Here is an 18,011-nt window from a genome sequence, read left to right on the forward strand (position 1 = left end):
GAGACCCATGGTGCGCAACTTCTTCGAGTACGCCGACAACGACCCGGCGCGGGTCGCCGTCGTCCACACCGACGGCCAGCAGATCACCTACGGTGAGACGCGGGACGACGCCCACCGCATCGGCAACTTCCTCTGGGGCCGCGGGCTCGCTCCCGAGGACACCGTCGCCTGCCTGCTGCCGAACTCCTACCAGCTCATGGCGCTGGTCCGCGGCGCGGCGCAGCTCCCGCTGTACCTCACCCCCGTCAACTGGCATCTCACGGCCTCGGAGATCGCCTACATCCTGGGCGACTCCGGGGCGAAGATCCTCTTCACCGCCGAACCGTTCGTCGGACTCGCCGAGGAGGCCGCCGCGGAAGCCGGGCTGCCGGACGAGGCGGTCTTCGTCCTCGCGGTCGCGCCGCGGGGCGGCCCGTCCCGGCTGGCCGGCCCCGTCGCCGCGGCGTCCGCGGCGCCCCCGCGCGACCGGGCGGCCGGCAACCGCATGCTCTACACCTCCGGCACGACCGGCCGCCCCAAGGGCGTGCGGCGCCCGCTGCGCGGGATCAGCCCGGCCGAGGCCGCCGGCGCGGCCCTGGCCCGGGCCCGCCGCTACGGCGCGGACCACGAGGACGGCGTGTTCCTCGGGCTGGCCCCGATGTACCACGCCTCGCCGCTCGCCTACGCCGACCAGGCGCTCGACGTCGGCCACCGGGTCGTGCTGCTCGAACGGTGGAACCGCGAGCGGGCCCTCGAAGCGATCGCCGAGCACGGCGTGACGTGGCTCTACCTCGTCCCGCTGATGATGCAGGAGCTCGTCGCCCTGCCCGAGGAGGAGCGCGCCGCGCTCCAGGTCGGGAGCATCCGGTCCGTCGTCCACACCGCCGCGCCGTGCCCCCCGCACGTCAAGCAGGCCATGATCGACTGGCTCGGTCCGGTCCTGGTCGAGCTGTACGGCGGCACCGAGGGCGCGGCCACCGTGATCACGTCGCAGGAGTGGCTCACCCACGTCGGCAGCGTCGGGCGCCCGTTGCCCCACGTGAGCCTGCGTATCCTGGACGAGGACCACCGGGAGGTGCCGGTCGGCCAGGTCGGCACCGTGTACTTCAGGAACGAGCAGCTCGCCTTCGTCTACCTCGGTGATCCAGAGAAGACGGCCGCGTCGCGCCTGGACGGGCACGTCACGCTCGGCGACCTCGGCCGGCTCGACGAGGACGGCTACCTCTACCTCTCGGACCGGTCGGCCGACATGATCATCAGCGGGGGCGTGAACATCTATCCCGCGGAGATCGAGCACGCGCTGCTGGAGCTCCCGGGAGTGGCGGACGCGTGCGTCGTCGGCCGGCCGGACGAGAAGTGGGGCGAGAGCGTGCACGCGGTCGTCGTCGCCGACCGCCCGGGGACCCACGACGAGGTCGCGGCGTCGCTGGACGCCGAGCTCCGCGTCCGCATCGCCGGCTACAAGGTCCCGCGCAGTTGGGCGTTCACGGCGGCGCTGCCGCGGTCGGCGGCGGGGAAGCTGCTGCGCCGCGAGGTACGGGAGAGCGCCGCGTCCCGGATGCCGTGACGGCCCCGGACGGCGCGCCCTGGCGCCCGACCGCATCCGACGCCGCCTTGTGGGCAGCGGTCACGCGACGATAGATTTCATTCAGTAGATGCCGATTCGACTGAATAGAACGACGATGAGGAAGGTGCACGTGCGCGCACTGGTCTGGGACGGGGACGGTCTCCAGGTCGACCCGACCGTCGAGGTCCGCCCGCCCGGTCCGGGCGAGGTCGCCGTCGACATCGCCATGGCCGGCCTGTGCCACAGCGACCTCAGCCCGATGGAGGGCCGCATCCCCCAGCCCACGCCCGCCATCCTCGGCCACGAGGCCGTCGGCACGGTCGCCGCGGCGGGCCCCGGCGCGGGCGTGCCCGTGGGGCAGCGGGTCGTGCTCACCGTTCTGCGCCGGTGCGGCGAGTGCCGGCACTGCCGCGAGGGCCGGCCGACCCTGTGCCCCGCCTCCGCCCGTCCCGTCGCCAGTCCGTTCTCCCGCGGCGGCGCCGTCGTGCACCAGTTCGTCAAGCTCGGCGCCTTCGCCGAGCGGGTCGTGGTGGCCCGGGAGCAGGTCATCGCGATGCCCGCGGAGATCTCCGACCCGGTCGCCGCCATGCTCGGGTGCGCCACGGTCACCGCGTTCGGCGCCGTGGAGGACCGCGCCCGGCTCCGGCCCGGCGAGTCCGTGCTCGTGACCGGGGCCGGCGGGATCGGCCTGAACGCGGTCCTCGCCGCCCGGTCGGCGGGCGCGGAGCGCATCGTGGTCGTCGACCGCAACCCGGCGAAGGAACGGATCGCCCGTACGTGCGGGGCGTCCGACTTCATCGTCTCGGGCGACCCGTCCGAGATCGCCCCGGCCGTGCGCGACCTGGCGCCCGGCGGCGTGGACGCCGCGTTCGAGTGCACCGGCCACACCGGCGTCCTCAACGCGGCCGTCAAGTCACTGGCCGGCGGCGGACGGGTCGTCGTGGTCGGGCTGCCGCCGACCGGCGGCACCCTCGACCTCGAAGTGCGCGACCTGTTCCACGACAAGTCCCTGCTCGGCTGCCGCATGGGCTCGGTCGACCCGCACCGCAAGCTTCCCGACCTCGCCGAACGCGTCCTCCGCGGCGAACTCGACCTGACCCCGCTCGTGTCTGCGGTCGTGCCCATGGAGGGCGCCGCACGGCTCGTCGACGACCTCCGCAACGGCCGCATCGACCGCGGCTTCCTCCGATTCGGGAGCACCTCGTGACCGCGACCACCCATCACCTGATCGCCGGTGACCCGCTGAGCGGTTCGACGACGTACGACGTCACCGACCCCTACACCGAGCGGGTCATCGCCGCGGTCGCCGACGGCGGCCGCTCCGCGGCCGACGCGGCCGCGGCCGCCGCCGCCGAGGCGCGCGACGCCTGGGCGGCGACCCCGGTCGAGACACGCCGCCGGGTGATCGGCCACGCCGGGGAGCTGCTCGAAGACCGGCGCGACGAGCTGGTCGACCTGGCCATCGCCGACACGGGCGCCCGCCGGGCCGTCGCCGAGGCGACCCAGGTCGGCGCGGCGCTGGCCCGGCTCCGGCACTGGTCCACCCTGTCCGCCGGTCTGCTCACCGTCCCGGCGGAGCCCGTGGCGGCCGGCCTCGCGGGAACGGTCACCCGCGCGCCGGTCGGCGTGGTCGGCTGCATCAGCCCCTACAACTTCCCGCTGCTCGCCATGGTCGCGAAGGTCGCGCCCGCCCTGTTCGCCGGCAACACCGTGGTGATGAAGCCGGCCCCGCAGGACCCGCTGCTCGTCATCGCGCTCGCCGAGGCGCTCAACGAGGCCCTGCGGGCGGAAGGCGCACCGGCGGGGGCGGTGAACCTGGTGACGGGCGCGGGCGCCGCGCCCGGCGCCGCGCTGGTCGACCACCCCGAGGTCGGCGCGATCAGCTTCACCGGCAGCACGCTGGTCGGCACCGAGATCTACCGGTCGGCGGCGCCCGGCATGAAGCGGCTCCTCCTCGAACTCGGCGGCAAGGGCGCGCTCGTCGTCCGGGCGGACGCGGACCTCGACGCCGTCGTGGCCGGTGCGACCCGCGCGTGGACGGTCCACTCCGGGCAGATCTGCGTGACGCCCGCCCGCGTCATCGCCGACGCCTCGGTGCACGACGAGCTCGTCGTGCGGCTTCGCACCGCCCTGGACGGCCTCGTGCACGGCGACCCGCGGGACCCCGCGACGACCACCGTCCCGCTGATCAGCGAGGTCCAGCGGGACCGCGTCGCCGCGCTGGTGGACGGCGCCCGCGCCGAAGGGGGGACGGTCCACACCGCGGCGGACGTCCCGCATCACGGCTACTTCCACCCCGCCACCCTGGTGACGGACGTCGGCCCGGAGGCGACGGTCATGCAGGAGGAGGCGTTCGGCCCGGTCGTCTGCGTAACTCCGGCGTCCTCGGACGACGAGGCGGTCGCCATCGCCAACGCGACGCGCTACGGCCTGACCGACCAGGTCTACTCGCGCGACCTCGACGCGGCGCGCGGCGTCGCGGCCCGGCTGGCCTCCGCGCAGGTCGGCATCAACACCTGCGCCCGGCGGGCGGACCTCCCCTTCGGCGGCACCAAGGCCAGCGGCATCGGGCGCAGCGGCGGCGCCTACGCCCTCGACTCGTACACCGAACTCCGCGCGACGGTGCATCCGACCGGCTGACGCCCCACCGGTCGGGCGTCGTCAGGCCCGGCGGGCCGGGGCTCCCGCCGTCGTCGGCCCCGGTCCGTCAGGTGCGTCCTGCGGCGAATCCGTCCGGCAATCGGTGGCGGGCTTCCTCGAACACGCCGTGCGTGAGGTAGGTGCCGTCGCCGAACGGTTCTATCGACGTGCTGTCGCCGCCGAGTTCCGGCGGGAGCACCGCGGATCCGCCGGTCCGCAGGTCGACGACGACGTGGACCTCCCAGTCCACCTCATGGGGGTGCTCGACGTCGTCATCGCCCCTTTCGATCGTGACCACCAGGCGGTCATCGTCGATGAATCCGGCACCGCCGGGGTCCCCGTCCGTCGAGATGTAGGGTTCGTCCGGCTCGCCGACGTCCCGGACGAGGTCTTCGACGGTGAAGACCGAGAGGACCTCACCGTCCGGGTATCGATGCACCCGGACGTCCTGGTGGCCGTTCGCCTCCCCCGTGCTGACCATGGCCGCGCCGCTGGGCGACAAATCGCATAGGGTGCGGCCTTCCCAGGGACCGTCGAGTTCCTCGACGGTCAGCCGACCGGCGGCCATCCGTCCGTGATGCCCGGAAGTACCGCGATGCACCTCCCCGGCGGTCTGCAGCACACTCCCGTCCGGATGCGCCAGTGTGCGCCCGGCGCCGACGACCTCCACCGGAGCACGCGCCAGGACGGCGCCCGTCGCCGCGTCGAGGACGCACCACTCGTCCACGCTGGGGTGGTCCTCGTGCGCCCGCCGCCGGAAGGCCCGTAGGGCCCACACGTGGCCGGCGTCGTCATAGGCGACGGTCATGAAGATGATGCCCGCCGGGGCGTCCGCAGGATGGAGATCACGTTCCCACACCACCGCGCCCGAGGTGTCGATGCAGCAGATGAGGCCACCACGGACGTGGTAGGCGGCGGTACCCAGGTCGGGAGCGACGTCGAACTGCCCGCGCCGGTCGTGGTTTCTGTGCTCGTACCGCCTGGGGAAGGTCGCCTGCGCGATGAGGCGCGTCCCGTCCGCCGGACTACGGGCGAGATCGGCCGCCGCGAGGGTCAGCTCGTCCTCGCGCCAGGCATGGACAACCACCGTCAACCACTCCTCACCGTCGACGCCAGGGTTTCCGTCCGGAGCCCGCTCGCACCGGTCCGCCGCTGCCCGACGACCGCCGGCACGCTCAGCGGACTCGATCATTCCGTAACTCGTTGCGTCCGGCATGGCGTGGGCTCAAGGCGGCAGGGGCGCCGGAGCGCCGCGGGCCCACCCCGGGTCCGGCGGCCGGTCACCACCTCCCGAGGGCCTTGGCCAGCGCGGTCGCGGTGGAGGCGATCACCTTGTCGTCGTGGGCGGTGTCGTCGGCGTTGCGGTTGGTGAACACCGAAAGGATCATCGGCGCCTTCGATCCGGGTACCCAGACGATCGCCACGTCGTTGGCGGTGCCGTGGTTGCCGGCGCCGCCAGTGCCGGTCTTGTCGCCGACCGTCCAGTCCTTGGGCAGGCCCGCCCGGATCCGGGTGGCGCCGGTGAGGCTGGCCTTCAGCCAGCCGACCAGCCGCGTCCGGTCGCGGTGGTGGAGGGTCTCGCCGGTGGTGAGCTCGGTGAAGGTTCGTGCGGCCGCCGCGGGGGTGGTGGTGTCGCGCACTTCACCGGGCTCCCACTCGGTCAGCCAGGGCTCCGGCCGGTCCAGGCGGCTCGTCCGGTCACCGGTGGCGCGGAAGAACTCGGTCAGCCCGCGCGGTCCGCCGATCTGCTTCAGCAGCGTGTTACCCGCGAAGCCGTCGGATTTCGTGATCCCGGCACGGCACAGTTGCGCGGGTGTCATGCCGGTGTCGGTGTATTCGGTGGTCTCTGGGGAGTTCTCGGTCAATCCAGCCATGTCGGCGGGCTTCCAGCGGAGCACCTTGTCCATCAGCCCTGGCTCGTGGGTGCGCGCCTTGCCCAGGACTGCCGCGCACGCGAACACCTTGAACATGGAGTTGAAGGGGAAGCGCTCGCCGGCCCGGTAGCCGACCTTCCGACCGGTCCCCAGGTCGATGCCCATCGCGCCGATGCGCCCGTCGTAGGACTTCTCGAGTTCCTGCAGCGTCCGGTTCAGGCCGGCGTCGGCGGGGACGCCGCTCCCCGTCCGGACGACGACACCGGAGATGCTCCTCTCATCGGCGCCTGCACCCGTCACATAGGCGATGCCGCCCAGCATCGCGGAAGCGGTCAATGCCGCGACCCCCAGTCGCAGTCGTGTCATGCCGAAGAGAAGATCAGAAACCATCGGGAGATGTCCAATACCGATATCGGAAATTCGGCCATATCGATATGCATATCGATGATCGCGCACGACTCCAGCGAGTGCAGCCGTTCACCTGGTGTTCGGCGAAAGCTTCGATCCTCCTCGTGCGCTGCGGTCCGCCTTTCCGTACGCTCGCGGGACGGTGCGATCTCCCGGAAGGCCGAGACATGTGGTCACGTAGGTTGCTCATCCTCGCGTCCGGGCTGACGCTCGGCGGCGCGGTCGGCGCCGTCCCCGCCGTTTCCGCCGCGGCGCCGGTGCGTCACGGGCTCGCGGCGTGCTCGCCGTCGGCGTCCCTGCTGGGCTTCTCCGACGCGCTGGACAAGACCCGGTTCAACGGGACGGCGGTCTCCGGGCTCTCCGCCCTCGCCGTCACCCGGCCCGGCCGCGCCGTCACGCTGGTCGACAACATCGGCACCAGCCCGGCCCGGATGTACGGCCTCTCGGTGCGGCTCCGTCCCGGCCGCGGGCCGCACGCCGCGACGCGCGACGTGACCACCCTCAGGCGTCCCGACGGCACCCCCTACACCGGCGCGGACCTGGACGGCGAAGGACTGGTCGCCGAGCGCGGCGGACGGACCGTGCTCGTCGCCTCCGAGACCGAGCCGTCCATCCGCCGCTTCGGTGTCCGGGACGGCCGCCAGCGCGCCGAGCTGCCCGTCCCCGGGCGGTTCCGCGTCGCCCCGGCGGGCGAGGCCGCCGGCAACCAGACCTTCGAGGCGCTGACCGCCACCGGCGATGGGCGCACCCTTTACGCCGGGATGGAGGACTCGCTGTCCAGCGACGCCGCCGGCATCACCCGCATCCTGCGCTACGACGGACGCTCCGGCCGCGGCTACCGCCCGGCCGCCCAGTACGCCTACGCGACCGACCCCGGCCTCGGCCTGGTCGAACTCGTCGCACTGCGGGACGGCGGCCTGCTCGCCCTCGAACGCGGATGGACGTCGGGGGTCGGCAACACCGTGCGCGTCTACGAGACCTCCACGCGCCGCGCGGCCGACGTCTCGGACGTCGCCTCGCTCCCCGCCGGCGCGACCGCCGTCCTCGGCAAGAGGCTGCTCGTCGACCTGGTGGACTGCCCGCCCTCCGGCGCCACCGCCAAGCAGCCGCAGCCCAACCCGCTGCTCGACAACATCGAGGGCATGGCGCTCGGCGGCCGCACCTCACACGGACGTCACGTCCTGTACCTGGTCTCGGACGACAACGCAGGCGCCACGCAGATCACCCGCCTCTACGCGCTGGCCGTGCGCGTCCCGGCCTGACCGCCTGGCCATACCCGTTCCGGGTGCCGCCCGGAGACACCCGAAGGAGTGCTCATGATCCGTGCCGGCGCAACGATGACGGTCGCCGCGGCGGCGACCGTCGCGGCGGGCGTGGCCCTGCCCGCGACCGCCGCGTCCGCGCATGGCGGACGTCCCGGGCATTCGCCCGACGTCCGGTTCGCCACGTTCAACGCGTCGCTGAACCGGGGGACGGAGGGCGAACTCGTCGCGGACCTGTCCACCCGGAACGACGCGCAGGCCCGTACGGTCGCGGAAATCATCCAGCGCGCCCGTCCGGACGTCCTGCTCGTCAACGAGTTCGACTATGACCGCCGGGGCAGGGCCGCCCGGCTCTTCCAGGACAACTACCTGTCGGTCGGGCACAACGGCGCGAAGCCGATCACGTACCGGTACCGCTACACCGCCCCCAGCAACACCGGCGTCGCCTCCGGCCTCGACCTCGACAACGACGGCCGGGCGGTCACCACACCCGGCTCGGACGCCTACGGCCAGGACGCGTACGGCTACGGCGTGTTCCCCGGCCAGTACGGCATGGTCGTCTACTCCCGCCACCCGATCGACCACCGGCGGATCCGCACGTTCCAGAAGTTCCTGTGGAAGGACATGCCGGACGCCGCGCTGCCGGACGACCCGTCCACTCCGGCCCCGTCCGACTGGTACAGCGACGAGGAACTGGAGTCCGTCCGGCTGTCGTCCAAGAGCCACTGGGACGTGCCCGTCAAGGTCGGGCGCCGCACCGTGCACTTCCTCGTCAGCCACCCCACGCCGCCGACCTTCGACGGAGCCGAGGACCGCAACGGGCGCCGCAACCACGACGAGATCCGGTTCTGGGCCGACTACGTCCGTCCGCGGCAGGGCCGCTACATCCAGGACGACGATGGCCGCCGCGGCGGCCTGCGGCCGGGTGCGAGGTTCGTCATCGCCGGCGACCTGAACGCCGACCCGCATGACGGAGACAGCCACGACGGCGCGGTGCGCCGGCTCCTCGACAACCCCCGCGTCGACGCGTCCCCCGCTCCGTCCAGCGGTGGCGCCGTCGAGGCCGCCGAGAAACAGGGCGGCGCGAACCTCGACCACGAGGGCGATCCCCGCCACGACACGGCCGACTTCGCCGACAGCGCCCCGGGCAACCTGCGGGCCGACTACGTCCTGCCGTCCCGCGGCCTCCGCACGTCCGAAAGCGGTGTGTTCTGGCCGGTGGCGTCGGACCCGCTGTCCCGGCTGACCGGGACATACCCGTTCCCCGGCTCCGACCACCGCCTGGTCTGGCTGGACGTCCGCACCTGACCGAACGCGCAGCACCAGCCGTGAAGGCGGGACCACACGACGCTACGACGGCGGTTCTCGGCCGGGGCACCTGCCGATGCCGCGACGTGAGCGCTGGTGAAGCGGTTATGAAGCACATGGTTGTTACCGTTCGCGCAATGGACGGACGGCGCTCCGGTCGGTTCATAGGCGTCCTTCGGCGAGCGACCGTTCCGGATCGCAAGGAGGCTCTGAATGCACGATCAACGAGCGACGGGAACGGCGACGACGACAAGGCCTCGGCGGTCGATCTTAGTGAGATTGATCGCGGTATGCGCATTAGCACTGGGCGGCATCGCGGTCGCCCCGGTGAACGCCCACGCCGACAGTGGTTGGCGGGACGGCGGCAGCGGCGGGGTCTGCTCCTTCGTCTGGGGCGGCAGTTCCCATTTCGAAATCTGGCCCCGCGACGACGGAAGGTGCGGCCTCCGCTGGTTCGGAAGAAACGCGAAAGGCTTGGCCGATGCCGAGTGGGTGGTCAGCCGCAGCAACCACTGCGGTGACGCCTTCTGCTCCATCCAGTACTCCCCGGAACGCATCGTCGTCTTCCGCGTCTTCGGATGCGACACGTTCTTCCTCCGCTTCTTCGAGCGCACCACACTGGCCCGCAACCACGGATCGCTCAAGGTCGGACTGGGCGGGTTGAACGGCGAGTATGCCGAGTTCTGGAGCGGTCGGCGAACAAAGGTGAACTGGAACACCTGGGCATCCATTCAGACCTGCAGGAGCTGAGCGGCGTCGCGCGGCACAGACCGAAGCAACCGACAGCCTCGTCGGGGCGCCGGTCGGCTCCTGGGTGGTGTGAGCGGGTGTGTTCAGGCGCGGGGCTTTCCGCGGCGTCCTCCCTGGTCGATGGCGCGCACCTGGCCGCCCCTGGAGACGACGAACGGGGTGGCCGCCCGGAGATGGCCACGGGTGAGCCGTACCGCCTCGACATGGTCGCCGTTCTCGATCGCCCGGCTGATGCGCAGATGGGCGTTGACCACCTCGCGGCGGAGCTTGAGCGAGGGGTAGTCGCCCTCGTCCACCGCCGACCGCGCCCAGGTGATCTCCTGCGTGCTCCAGATGCTCTCCAGGATCCCGGCGAGCACGTCGAGGGTGCTGTTGCCCGCGGCGACCACGAGCTCCTCGTGGAACCTGATCGCCAGGGCGGTGAAGGCGACGCCGTCCTCCAACTGGTCCTCGTCGGGGGTGCACAGCGACGCGAGCTTCCTGCCGATCGACACATGGCTGCGGCGCCGCGCCGCCTCTTCGGCGCAGAGCGGTTCGAGCAGGTTGCGCGCCGCGGCGAGGTCCGCCAACGGGATCTTGCGGGAGTGCAGGAGGAGACCCACGTGGTAGGCGGCGGAGTCGTGCGTCGGATGCAGCACGACCATGCCGCCGCGCTTCCCCCGCCGGACCCTCACCAGTCCTTCCGTCTCGAGGATCCGGAACGCCTCGCGGAGGCTGGGCCTGCTGACCTGGAACTCTTCGAGCAGCACCCCCTCGGTCGGGAGTTCGGAGCCGTCGGCGAGGTCCCCGTCGAGGATGCGCGCGCGCAACTGCGCCGCGACGGCCTCGGCGACGCTGAGGCTCGCCAGCGGGGGCGGGCCGCCGCTGATGCGTGGGACTTCGCGTTGCGGTGCCACTACGCTGCCTTTCGCCTGCGACCATCCGATTCTTGCAATATAAGATTGTAATCATTTACCGACGGTAGGCAAACGGGCGACGGAGCGCGGCGCCGGGGGCGGCCATCGCCCGATGGCGGACGGTTCAGAGTGTCTCGCCGCCGTCGATGGCGATCGTCTCACCGGTGATGAAGCCGGCCTCCTCGCCGCTGAGGTACGCCACGAGCGAGGCGAGTTCCCCGGTCTCGCCGGCGCGGCCCGCCGGAACGCGGCGCAGCATCCTTCTGACGCTCTCCTCGTTCTCGAACTGCGCCCGGCTCATCTCGGTCGGGAAGTGGCCCGCGGCGACGGCGTTCACCGTCACGCCGTACCGTCCCCACTCGCGCGCCAGGGACCGCGTGAGCTGCACGAGCCCGCCCTTCGCGGTGTCGTACGCCGAGGTGAAGGGGACGGTACGGCGCACGACGTTCGAGACGACGTTCACCACGCGCCCGTACCGGCGCTCGATCATGCCGGGCGCGAAGGCGCGGAGCACCCGCACGGCCCCGGTGAGGTGGACGTCGAGGACGCCGGCCCACTCGTCGTCACTCACCGGCTCGTCGAAGCCCGGGGGTCCGGTGACGCCCGGGAGCGGCACGAACGGCTTGTAGAGGAGCACACCGGCGTTGTTGACCACGATGTCCACGTGCCCGAACCGTGCCTGGACCTCGGCTCGCGCGCGGTCGACCTGGTCGGACGAGGTGACGTCGACGACCAGGCCGACGGCGCGGACGCCTTCCGCCGCGGCCAGCTCCGCCGTCTCACGGACGTCCGCTCCGGTGCGCGCCAGAGCGACGATCGCGGTGCCCTGGGACGCGAGGTGCAGGCAGATCGCGCGGCCCAGTCCGCGGCTGGCGCCGGTGACGACGGCGACCCGTTCCGTGCCCGTCATGGCCGCCTCACCACAGGCCGCCTTCGCGGCGCACCACGAGCGCCCCGTGGAGTTCGCGCAGCCTGTTCGCGCGCTTCCCGCAGCGGAGCTGCATCGACTTCGCGCGGCGGAAGTGGTGGTGGAGGATGTGCTCCACGGTCGTCCCCACTCCCCCGTGCACCTGCGCTCCGGTGAGCACTGTTTCGACGTACGACCGGCCCGCGGCGAAGAGCGCCGCGCCGGCGATCGCGGTCTCGTGGGCTCCGGGCTCCGCCCGCGTCAGCGCCTCGTCGGTCAGCAGCCGGGCGCCGTCCACGGCGATGGCCATGCGGGCCAGGTGGTGGCGGACCGCCTGGAAAGCGCCGATCGGCTGACCGAACTGGTGCCGCGTCTTGGCGTACCGCGTACTCTGCGCGAGCACCTCCTCGGCCCCGCCGACCATGACGCTCGCCCGCAGCAGGTTCGCCCGTGCCAGCGCGTACTCCGCGTCGGCGGCGGGTACGTCGTCCCGCAGCGTCGCGCCGGCGGGCAGCTCGACTCCGTCCAGGTCGAGCAGGGACTCACGCTCGTTGTCGACGCTGGGGACGGCGACGCCCCGCTCGCCCGCGACCTCCGGGGGCAGCGTCGCGAGCAGCCAGCCGCCCGAGTCGGCGCGGGGCACCAGCAGGACCGCGGTCCCGGCCGCGGCGAGCCACTCCACGACCGCGGCGGATCCGGAGAGCAGGAACGCTCCCCCGTCGCGCGCCCGCGCGCGGACGGTCCGGTCCGCGGGCGCCACCACCGCCGCGGGACTCCCCCCGGCGATGCGCGCCATCAGCCCGTCGGCCCGCTCGTCCGTCCCCAGCGAGGCGAGGAGCGTTCCGGTCCGCATGGTCGCCAGCAGCGGCGAGGCGTACGCCGCGCGGCCGGTCTCCCGGGCCACCACCGCCGCCTCGGCGAGGCCGCCGCCGCCGCCAACCCTTTCGGGAAGGTTCACCGCCGTCCACCCGAGGCCGGTCATCTGCTTCCACCGGGTCTGCTCGTAGCCGTCCTCGGACTCCTCCTGTTCGTTGAGGTAGGAGTTGTCGGCGAAGCCGGACAGGAAGGAGCGCGCGGTCGAGGCCAGTTCGGCCTCGTCCTGGGTGAGCATGCTGTCGGTCATCGCGGCAACCCCAGGCTCTGTGTGGCGATGATGTCGAGCTGGATCTCGTTGGCGCCGCCGCCGAACCGCCATACGGGCGACGACTGGAGGCCGTGTTCGAGATGGCCGTGCGCCGGGGCGTGCTCGGAGCCGTGCGCGATCGTCCCGGCCTCGCCGATCAGGTCGAGGCCGGTGTCGCAGATGCGCTGCCTGAGCTCGCCCCACCAGATCTTGTTGGCCGACGCCTCGGCCTGCGGCACGCGGCCCTCGGCGAGGATCCGTGCCCCCCGCAGGGCGAACAGGCGGCAGATCTCGACGTCGACGGCGAGCTCGCCCATCGCCACCTGCAGCGCGTGGGCCTCGGGCGTGTCGCCGTCCAGGAGGCCGCACTCCTCGGCCCAGCCGCGGAGCTGGCGCAGCTCCCAGCGCGGTTCGTTGTGGAAGAACATCCGCTCGAAGTTGAGCACGGAGACCACGACGGCCCAGCCCTCGTTCTCCTCGCCGATCCGCCAGTCCTCGTGGACGCGCACGTCGTCGAGGAACACCGCGTTGGTGCGCTCCCCACCCTGCGTGAGGATCGGCTGGATCGTGATGCCCGGCGCGTCCATCGGGACGATGAACAGGGTGATCCCCCGGTGCCTGTCCTCCTGCGCACCGGTGCGCGCGGCCAGCCACAGGTGGGTGGCGACCGACGCCCCGGTCGTCCAGATCTTCTGGCCGTTGACGACGTACTCGTCGCCGTCCTTCACGGCCCGCGTGCGCAGGGACCCGAGGTCGCTGCCCGCGTCGGGTTCGCTGTAGCCGATCGCGAACTCGCGCTCGGCTGCGAGGATCGGGGGGAGCAGCTCGCGCTTCTGCTTCTCGTTGCCCATCAGCGCGATCGTGGGGCCGATCGAGTTGAGCGTGAGCAGGCCGTTGGGGAGGCGGCGGTCGTACAGCTCCTCGCAGAACAGCCACTGCTCGATCCACCCGAGCCCGCGGCCGCCGTACTCCACCGGCCAGGAGACGCCAAGCCACCCGTCGGCGGCCAGCCGTTTCAGGAACCGGCGGCCGTTCTCCCGGGGCTGCATCGGGTCCTCGATGTTCTCCGCGCGGGTCGCCTCGACGAGCTCCGGGTCGAGGCCGTCCAGGTACGAGCGCAGCTCCGCCAGGAAGTCCAGATGCTCGGGGCCCACCACTTCTCGCATGCAGGAGAGGCTAAGACCCACCTCCCCCTTAGTCAACCAATCGGTCGGTTAAGTTCCTGTACGTCCCTGTGGCCCACAGCCTCCACCTGCACGTGAGGGCCGGTTTCGCGCCTGGACCGCGACTTGGCCACCCGGCGGACACCACGATAAGCTACCGCCCGGTCACAGGCGAGGGCCCGCCATACGCAAAGTCTTGTCAACCAACCAACTGGTTGGATATACAGGGACGGTCGGTGGCAGCGACGGAGGCGGGGTGGCGGGTGATCGCGGAACCACAGGCCGTCGTCAGCATCGACGGCGCGGTCGCGGAGCTGATCCTCAACCGGCCCGGCAGCCTGAACGCGATCACCGAGGAGATGCTGCTGGCCATCGAGGACGGCATCGGCCTCATCGAGGCGAGGCGTTCGGTCAGGGCACTCGTCGTCCGCGGCGAGGGCCGCGCGTTCTGCGCCGGCGCCGACCTGGCGGCTGCCGCGTCCCGGCTCGACGCCGCGGACGAACTCGCGGAGCACGCCGCGATCTGGCGGCGCGTCCTCCAGCGGCTCGAATCGTCGCCCGTCCCCTCCATCGCGGCCGTGCACGGTGTCGCGGTGGCCGGCGGCCTGGAACTGACGCTGGCGTGCGACATGGTCGCCATGGCCGCCGACGCGAGGATCGGCGACGGCCACGCGAAGTGGGGCCTGGCCCCCTCCGGAGGAGCGACCCAGCGGCTGCCCCGGACCACGGGCAGGCGGCACGCCTCGTGGCTCCTCTTCAGTGGCGAGCTCGTCGACGCCCGGGAGGCCCTGGCCATCGGACTGGTGAACGCCGTCGTCCCTCCGGAAGAGCTGCTCGATCACGTGCGGGACATGGCCCGCACGATCGCCTCCCGAAGCCCGGCGGCCGTCACGTCCATGAAACGGGCGGTCCGCGCCGGGCTCGACGGGGCCACCCTCGGCGACGGGCTCGACCTGGAAGGACGGCTCCTCCAGGAGCACGGGCATCGGCCCGACATGAAGATCGGGCAGGCCGCCTTCACTTCCCGTTCGGTCCCCCGCTTCCCCGACCGCTGACGCCTTCCGGCCCGCACGACGCCCGCACGCACCACGACCCGCACTCACCAGGACCCGCACTCATCAGGACCCGCACTCATCAGGACATGGACCGCGCCCGAGCGCCGGGGCCGCGCGCCACCGGCTCCGGCACCGACACTGAGGAACGACCGTGCAAGAAGCGAACTTTCCCCGGCTCCTACTCCCCGTCGTCGAGCGCCAGCCCGACCGCCTCGCGGTGATCGGGGCGTACGACGGCGGCTACCGGGCCACCTACGCCGAGCACCTCGAACGCGTCCTGCGGCTCAAGGCGGCCTTCGGGCGCGAGCTCTCGCTCGCCAAGGAGGACCGCTTCGCCGTCCTCGCCGGCAACAGCCACCGCTACTTCGAACTCTGGCACGCGGCGCTGTTCGGTGCCGGGGTGATCAATCCCCTGAACCCCCGGCTCGCCGCGTCGGAGCTGGAGTTCGTCCTGCGGGACTCGCGCACGCGGGTCATCTTCGTGGACAGCGACCACGCACCGGTGGCGGACCGCCTCCGGGCGACCACCGGCATCGAGAAGGTCGTCCTGCTCGACGACGGCGACGCCCCGCACGACCTGCGCTACGAGAACCTCGTCTCCGCGCACGCGCCGGCGGCGGCGGACGAGCCGGACGAGGACGACGTCGTCGTGCTCATGTACACGGGCGGCACGACCGGGACGCCCAAGGGAGTCCTCCTTCAGCAGAGGGCCCAGGTCTCCACGATCTACCACATGGACTTCATGTACCGGTACTTCAGCCACGACGACGTGTGCCTTCTCAACACTCCGATGTTCCACGTCGCCGGCTGCCTGGGGACCATGGGCACCCCGGCGGCGGGGAACGTCGCCCTCATCCAGAAGTCGTTCGACCCGTCGAGCACCATCGCCGCGGTCGAGGAGCACGAAGTCACCCTCCTCGGCCTCGTCCCCACGATGATCTCCATGCTGCTCGCCCACCCGGACTTCACGCCCGAGAAGTTCCGCACCGTGCGCGCCATCGCCTACGGCGGGTCCCCGATGCCCGACGCGCTGATCCGGCGGGCGCTGGAGGCCTTCCCGGGCAGCGAGCTCTTCCAGGTGTACGGGATGACGGAGATGGCGGCCGTCCTGACGTGCCTGCGCACCGCGGACCACCGCGGGGACCGCGCGCGGTCCGCCGGGCGGGCCGTCCCGGGCGTGCGCGTCGAGGTGCACGACCCCGAGTCGGGGCGCCCGGTGCCGCGCGGCGGGGTCGGAGAGGTGGTCGCCCGCTCCGGCAGCGCGATGCTCGGCTACTGGGAGAGGCCGGAGGAGACCGGCCGCGCGCTGCGGGACGGCTGGTACCGCACCGGCGACATGGGCCATCTGGACGACGACGGCTACCTGTTCCTCACCGACCGGCTCAAGGACATGATCATCTCCGGCGGAGAGAACGTGTACTCGACGGAGGTCGAGAACGTCCTGTCGGTCCATCCCGCCGTGCAGCAGGTGGCCGTGATCGGCGTTCCGTCGGAGGCGTGGGGGGAGGCGGTCCATGCCGTGGTCGTCGTGCGGGACGGCCACGAGGTGACCGAGGAGGAGCTGATCGGGCACGCGCGCGGCCGGCTGGCCGGCTACAAGGTGCCCAAGTCCGTGGAGCTGCGCACCGGACCGCTGCCGATGTCGGCGGCGCTCAAGGTGCTCAAGCGCGAACTGCGCGAGGAGTACCAGGCCAAGGAGCGCTCCACGCGGCAATGAAACGCGGCCCCTGCGGTGGAGCGCGGCCCCGGACGGGGAGCCCGGGGCCGCGCTTCCGTGGGCGCCTCACCGTCAGGTGAGGTTGTGCTCGTACTCGGGGACGACGAACGAGTCGGGCTTGCGGACGTCCCCCTCGATCGTCTTGCCGTCGACGTACGGCGCGTCGGAGTAGAACTGCTTCGACCACCGCCGGAACCGCCCGTAGTACAGGTCCTCGCCGCCGGCGAACGGGGGGTGCTCCACGTAGCGCTGGTTCTCCCAGATCGCGAAGTCCCGGCGGATCTGGACGTTCTGGAACTCGATCATCTTCTTCGCCCGTCCCGTCGGCTCGTCGGAGTCGCTGCCCGGCTCGCGGGTCACCGAGACGGTGCAGAAGATCTGGGAGTGCTCCCTGTCGACGGGCGTCGTCGCGGTCAGCTGGTTGTTGACCATGTCGTCGATGTGGAAGCGGGCGTTGGACAGGCCCAGCCCCCAGGCTTCCGTCTCCGTCTCGCCGTCGACCGGGCCATTCGGGGTCAGCCAGGTCGCGGGCCGCCCGTACCCGAACCAGTAGCCGATGCGGGTGTGCAGGTAGTGCTTCTCCTCCTTCCACAGGAGCGGCCGTCCGGGCTGTCCGGCGCCGTGCACGACGGGGAAGTGGAAGTAGTCGGGGGTGTTCTCGACCGGGGACTGCACGACGATCCTGCGGATGCCGACGTGGTCGGCGCCGTAGGGGTAGATCGGGTAGTTGTTCACCGGGTCACCGAACTCCGGGATGCCCGGCCACTCCCAGAACGGCTCGCGGCCGAACGCGTCGTACCAGGTCAGGATGATCCCCTGCACCTCGCGTGTCTGCCACCGGTCGAGCCCGACACGGCGGGTCGCCGCGGGCGCGTAGGGGATCTCGTGCAGCTCACCGCCGGCGGTGAACCGCCAGTCGTGGAACGGGCAGGCGATGCACTCCCCGCGGACCGTGCCGCCGTGGCCCAGGTGGGCGCCCAGGTGCGGGCAGTACGCGTCGAGCAGCGAGACCTCACCGCCCTCGGTGCGGAAGAGGACCAGGTCCTCGTCGAAGTACTTCACCGGGCGGACGTCGCCCGGCGCCAGTTCCTCGGAGTACCCGATCTGGTACCACCCGGTCGGGAAGACGTCGTAGGGCCAATCCTTCATCAACGGGCTCCGATCACACCGATACCAACTAACTGGTTGGTTAAGTGAATCAAGCGGCGGGCGGCAAGTCAAGCGGGGTCGCCCTCAGTCCCAGGGGTCCGGCAGCCGGGGCGCCTGTTCCGGCCGTTCGGGGCCCGGCACCCGGGCCACGTGCTCCAGCAGCCCGAAGCCGGTCCTCCCGGCCCGCACGAAGTCGAACGGCGTGTACCCGAC

15 protein-coding genes are annotated in these 18,011 nt (G+C 72.0%); 8 read left to right on the forward strand and 7 right to left on the reverse strand.

Translation table 11 applies throughout. The features are described 5' to 3' along the window. The first annotated feature begins 7 nt into the window (after positions 1–7). The 3 genes from E1281_RS01400 (at position 8) to E1281_RS01410 (ending at position 4,186) form a co-directional block, all read left to right on the forward strand. Complete coding sequence (locus tag E1281_RS01400) at positions 8–1,546, forward strand: AMP-binding protein (RefSeq protein WP_131875254.1); 1,539 nt, start codon at positions 8–10, stop codon at positions 1,544–1,546. A gap of 130 nt (positions 1,547–1,676) precedes the next feature. Beyond that, a complete protein-coding gene (locus tag E1281_RS01405) occupies positions 1,677–2,753 on the forward strand; it encodes a zinc-binding dehydrogenase (RefSeq protein WP_207943035.1) in 1,077 nt (358 codons plus the stop codon). Next, positions 2,750–4,186 carry an aldehyde dehydrogenase family protein gene (locus tag E1281_RS01410; RefSeq protein ID WP_165958743.1) on the forward strand — a complete coding sequence of 479 codons (1,437 nt, stop codon included), beginning with the start codon at positions 2,750–2,752 and terminating at the stop codon, positions 4,184–4,186. The genes E1281_RS01405 and E1281_RS01410 overlap by 4 nt, the downstream gene beginning before the upstream one ends. A 67-nt stretch (positions 4,187–4,253) precedes the next feature. On the opposite strand, the gene E1281_RS01415 is transcribed toward E1281_RS01410, so the two are convergent. Further along, positions 4,254–5,279 carry a hypothetical protein gene (locus E1281_RS01415; RefSeq protein WP_131875257.1) on the reverse strand — a complete coding sequence of 342 codons (1,026 nt, stop codon included), beginning with the start codon at positions 5,277–5,279 and terminating at the stop codon, positions 4,254–4,256. A 187-nt stretch (positions 5,280–5,466) separates the two neighbouring features. Continuing rightward, entirely contained in the window at positions 5,467–6,426 is a 960-nt protein-coding gene (gene bla / locus E1281_RS01420) for a class A beta-lactamase (protein ID WP_243716455.1), read from the reverse strand. 209 nt (positions 6,427–6,635) lie between these two features. On the opposite strand from bla, the gene E1281_RS01425 reads away from it, so the two are divergent. The 3 genes from E1281_RS01425 to E1281_RS01435 all read left to right on the forward strand — a co-directional run bounded on the left by E1281_RS01425 (position 6,636) and on the right by E1281_RS01435 (position 9,788). Next, the gene (locus tag E1281_RS01425; RefSeq protein WP_131875258.1) at positions 6,636–7,730 is read left to right on the forward strand and encodes an esterase-like activity of phytase family protein; all 1,095 of its coding nucleotides are present in this window, start codon (positions 6,636–6,638) and stop codon (positions 7,728–7,730) included. 54 nt (positions 7,731–7,784) lie between these two features. Continuing rightward, entirely contained in the window at positions 7,785–9,038 is a 1,254-nt protein-coding gene (locus tag E1281_RS01430) for an endonuclease/exonuclease/phosphatase family protein (RefSeq protein ID WP_131875259.1), read from the forward strand. Positions 9,039–9,251: 213 nt separating this feature from the next. Next, on the forward strand, positions 9,252–9,788 hold the full coding sequence (locus E1281_RS01435; RefSeq protein WP_131875260.1) for a hypothetical protein: 537 nt from the start codon (positions 9,252–9,254) through the stop codon (positions 9,786–9,788). Positions 9,789–9,871: 83 nt separating this feature from the next. Here E1281_RS01435 and E1281_RS01440 read toward each other — a convergent pair whose 3' ends face one another. From E1281_RS01440 to E1281_RS01455, 4 genes are all read right to left on the reverse strand, one after another. Next, positions 9,872–10,684, reverse strand: a complete 813-nt coding sequence (locus tag E1281_RS01440) for a GntR family transcriptional regulator (protein WP_131875261.1) — start codon at positions 10,682–10,684, stop codon at positions 9,872–9,874. Between the two features lie 124 nt (positions 10,685–10,808). Beyond that, the gene (locus E1281_RS01445) at positions 10,809–11,594 is read right to left on the reverse strand and encodes an SDR family oxidoreductase (RefSeq protein ID WP_131875262.1); all 786 of its coding nucleotides are present in this window, start codon (positions 11,592–11,594) and stop codon (positions 10,809–10,811) included. A gap of 7 nt (positions 11,595–11,601) precedes the next feature. After that, positions 11,602–12,714, reverse strand: a complete 1,113-nt coding sequence (locus E1281_RS01450; protein ID WP_165958744.1) for an acyl-CoA dehydrogenase family protein — start codon at positions 12,712–12,714, stop codon at positions 11,602–11,604. Further along, entirely contained in the window at positions 12,711–13,880 is a 1,170-nt protein-coding gene (locus E1281_RS01455; RefSeq protein ID WP_131875264.1) for an acyl-CoA dehydrogenase family protein, read from the reverse strand. Before E1281_RS01455 ends, E1281_RS01450 begins: the two co-directional genes overlap by 4 nt. A 233-nt stretch (positions 13,881–14,113) precedes the next feature. Between E1281_RS01455 and E1281_RS01460 the strand changes: the two genes are divergently transcribed. After that, on the forward strand, positions 14,114–14,932 hold the full coding sequence (locus E1281_RS01460) for an enoyl-CoA hydratase/isomerase family protein (protein WP_165958745.1): 819 nt from the start codon (positions 14,114–14,116) through the stop codon (positions 14,930–14,932). A 151-nt stretch (positions 14,933–15,083) separates the two neighbouring features. Further along, positions 15,084–16,649 carry a long-chain-fatty-acid--CoA ligase gene (locus E1281_RS01465; protein ID WP_131875266.1) on the forward strand — a complete coding sequence of 522 codons (1,566 nt, stop codon included), beginning with the start codon at positions 15,084–15,086 and terminating at the stop codon, positions 16,647–16,649. 72 nt (positions 16,650–16,721) lie between these two features. On the opposite strand, the gene E1281_RS01470 is transcribed toward E1281_RS01465, so the two are convergent. Beyond that, on the reverse strand, positions 16,722–17,798 hold the full coding sequence (locus tag E1281_RS01470) for a Rieske 2Fe-2S domain-containing protein (protein WP_131875267.1): 1,077 nt from the start codon (positions 17,796–17,798) through the stop codon (positions 16,722–16,724). Positions 17,799–18,011 lie beyond the last annotated feature (213 nt).

Origin of the sequence: Actinomadura sp. KC345, assembly GCF_004348515.1 — a bacterium.
In the GTDB taxonomy this organism is placed as follows: Bacteria; Actinomycetota; Actinomycetes; order Streptosporangiales; family Streptosporangiaceae; genus Spirillospora.

What these genes read in the sequence shown, in the direction of transcription:
- E1281_RS01445 (WP_131875262.1), bottom strand. Translation starts at nt 11,594, where the DNA reads ATGACGGGCACGGAACGGGTCGCCGTCGTCACCGGCGCCAGCCGCGGA.
- bla (WP_243716455.1), bottom strand. Translation starts at nt 6,426, where the DNA reads ATGACACGACTGCGACTGGGGGTCGCGGCATTGACCGCTTCCGCGATG.
- E1281_RS01470 (WP_131875267.1), bottom strand. Translation starts at nt 17,798, where the DNA reads ATGAAGGATTGGCCCTACGACGTCTTCCCGACCGGGTGGTACCAGATC.
- E1281_RS01455 (WP_131875264.1), bottom strand. Translation starts at nt 13,880, where the DNA reads ATGCGAGAAGTGGTGGGCCCCGAGCATCTGGACTTCCTGGCGGAGCTG.
- E1281_RS01430 (WP_131875259.1), top strand. Translation starts at nt 7,785, where the DNA reads ATGATCCGTGCCGGCGCAACGATGACGGTCGCCGCGGCGGCGACCGTC.
- E1281_RS01450 (WP_165958744.1), bottom strand. Translation starts at nt 12,714, where the DNA reads ATGACCGACAGCATGCTCACCCAGGACGAGGCCGAACTGGCCTCGACC.
- E1281_RS01435 (WP_131875260.1), top strand. Translation starts at nt 9,252, where the DNA reads ATGCACGATCAACGAGCGACGGGAACGGCGACGACGACAAGGCCTCGG.
- E1281_RS01400 (WP_131875254.1), top strand. Translation starts at nt 8, where the DNA reads ATGGTGCGCAACTTCTTCGAGTACGCCGACAACGACCCGGCGCGGGTC.
- E1281_RS01425 (WP_131875258.1), top strand. Translation starts at nt 6,636, where the DNA reads ATGTGGTCACGTAGGTTGCTCATCCTCGCGTCCGGGCTGACGCTCGGC.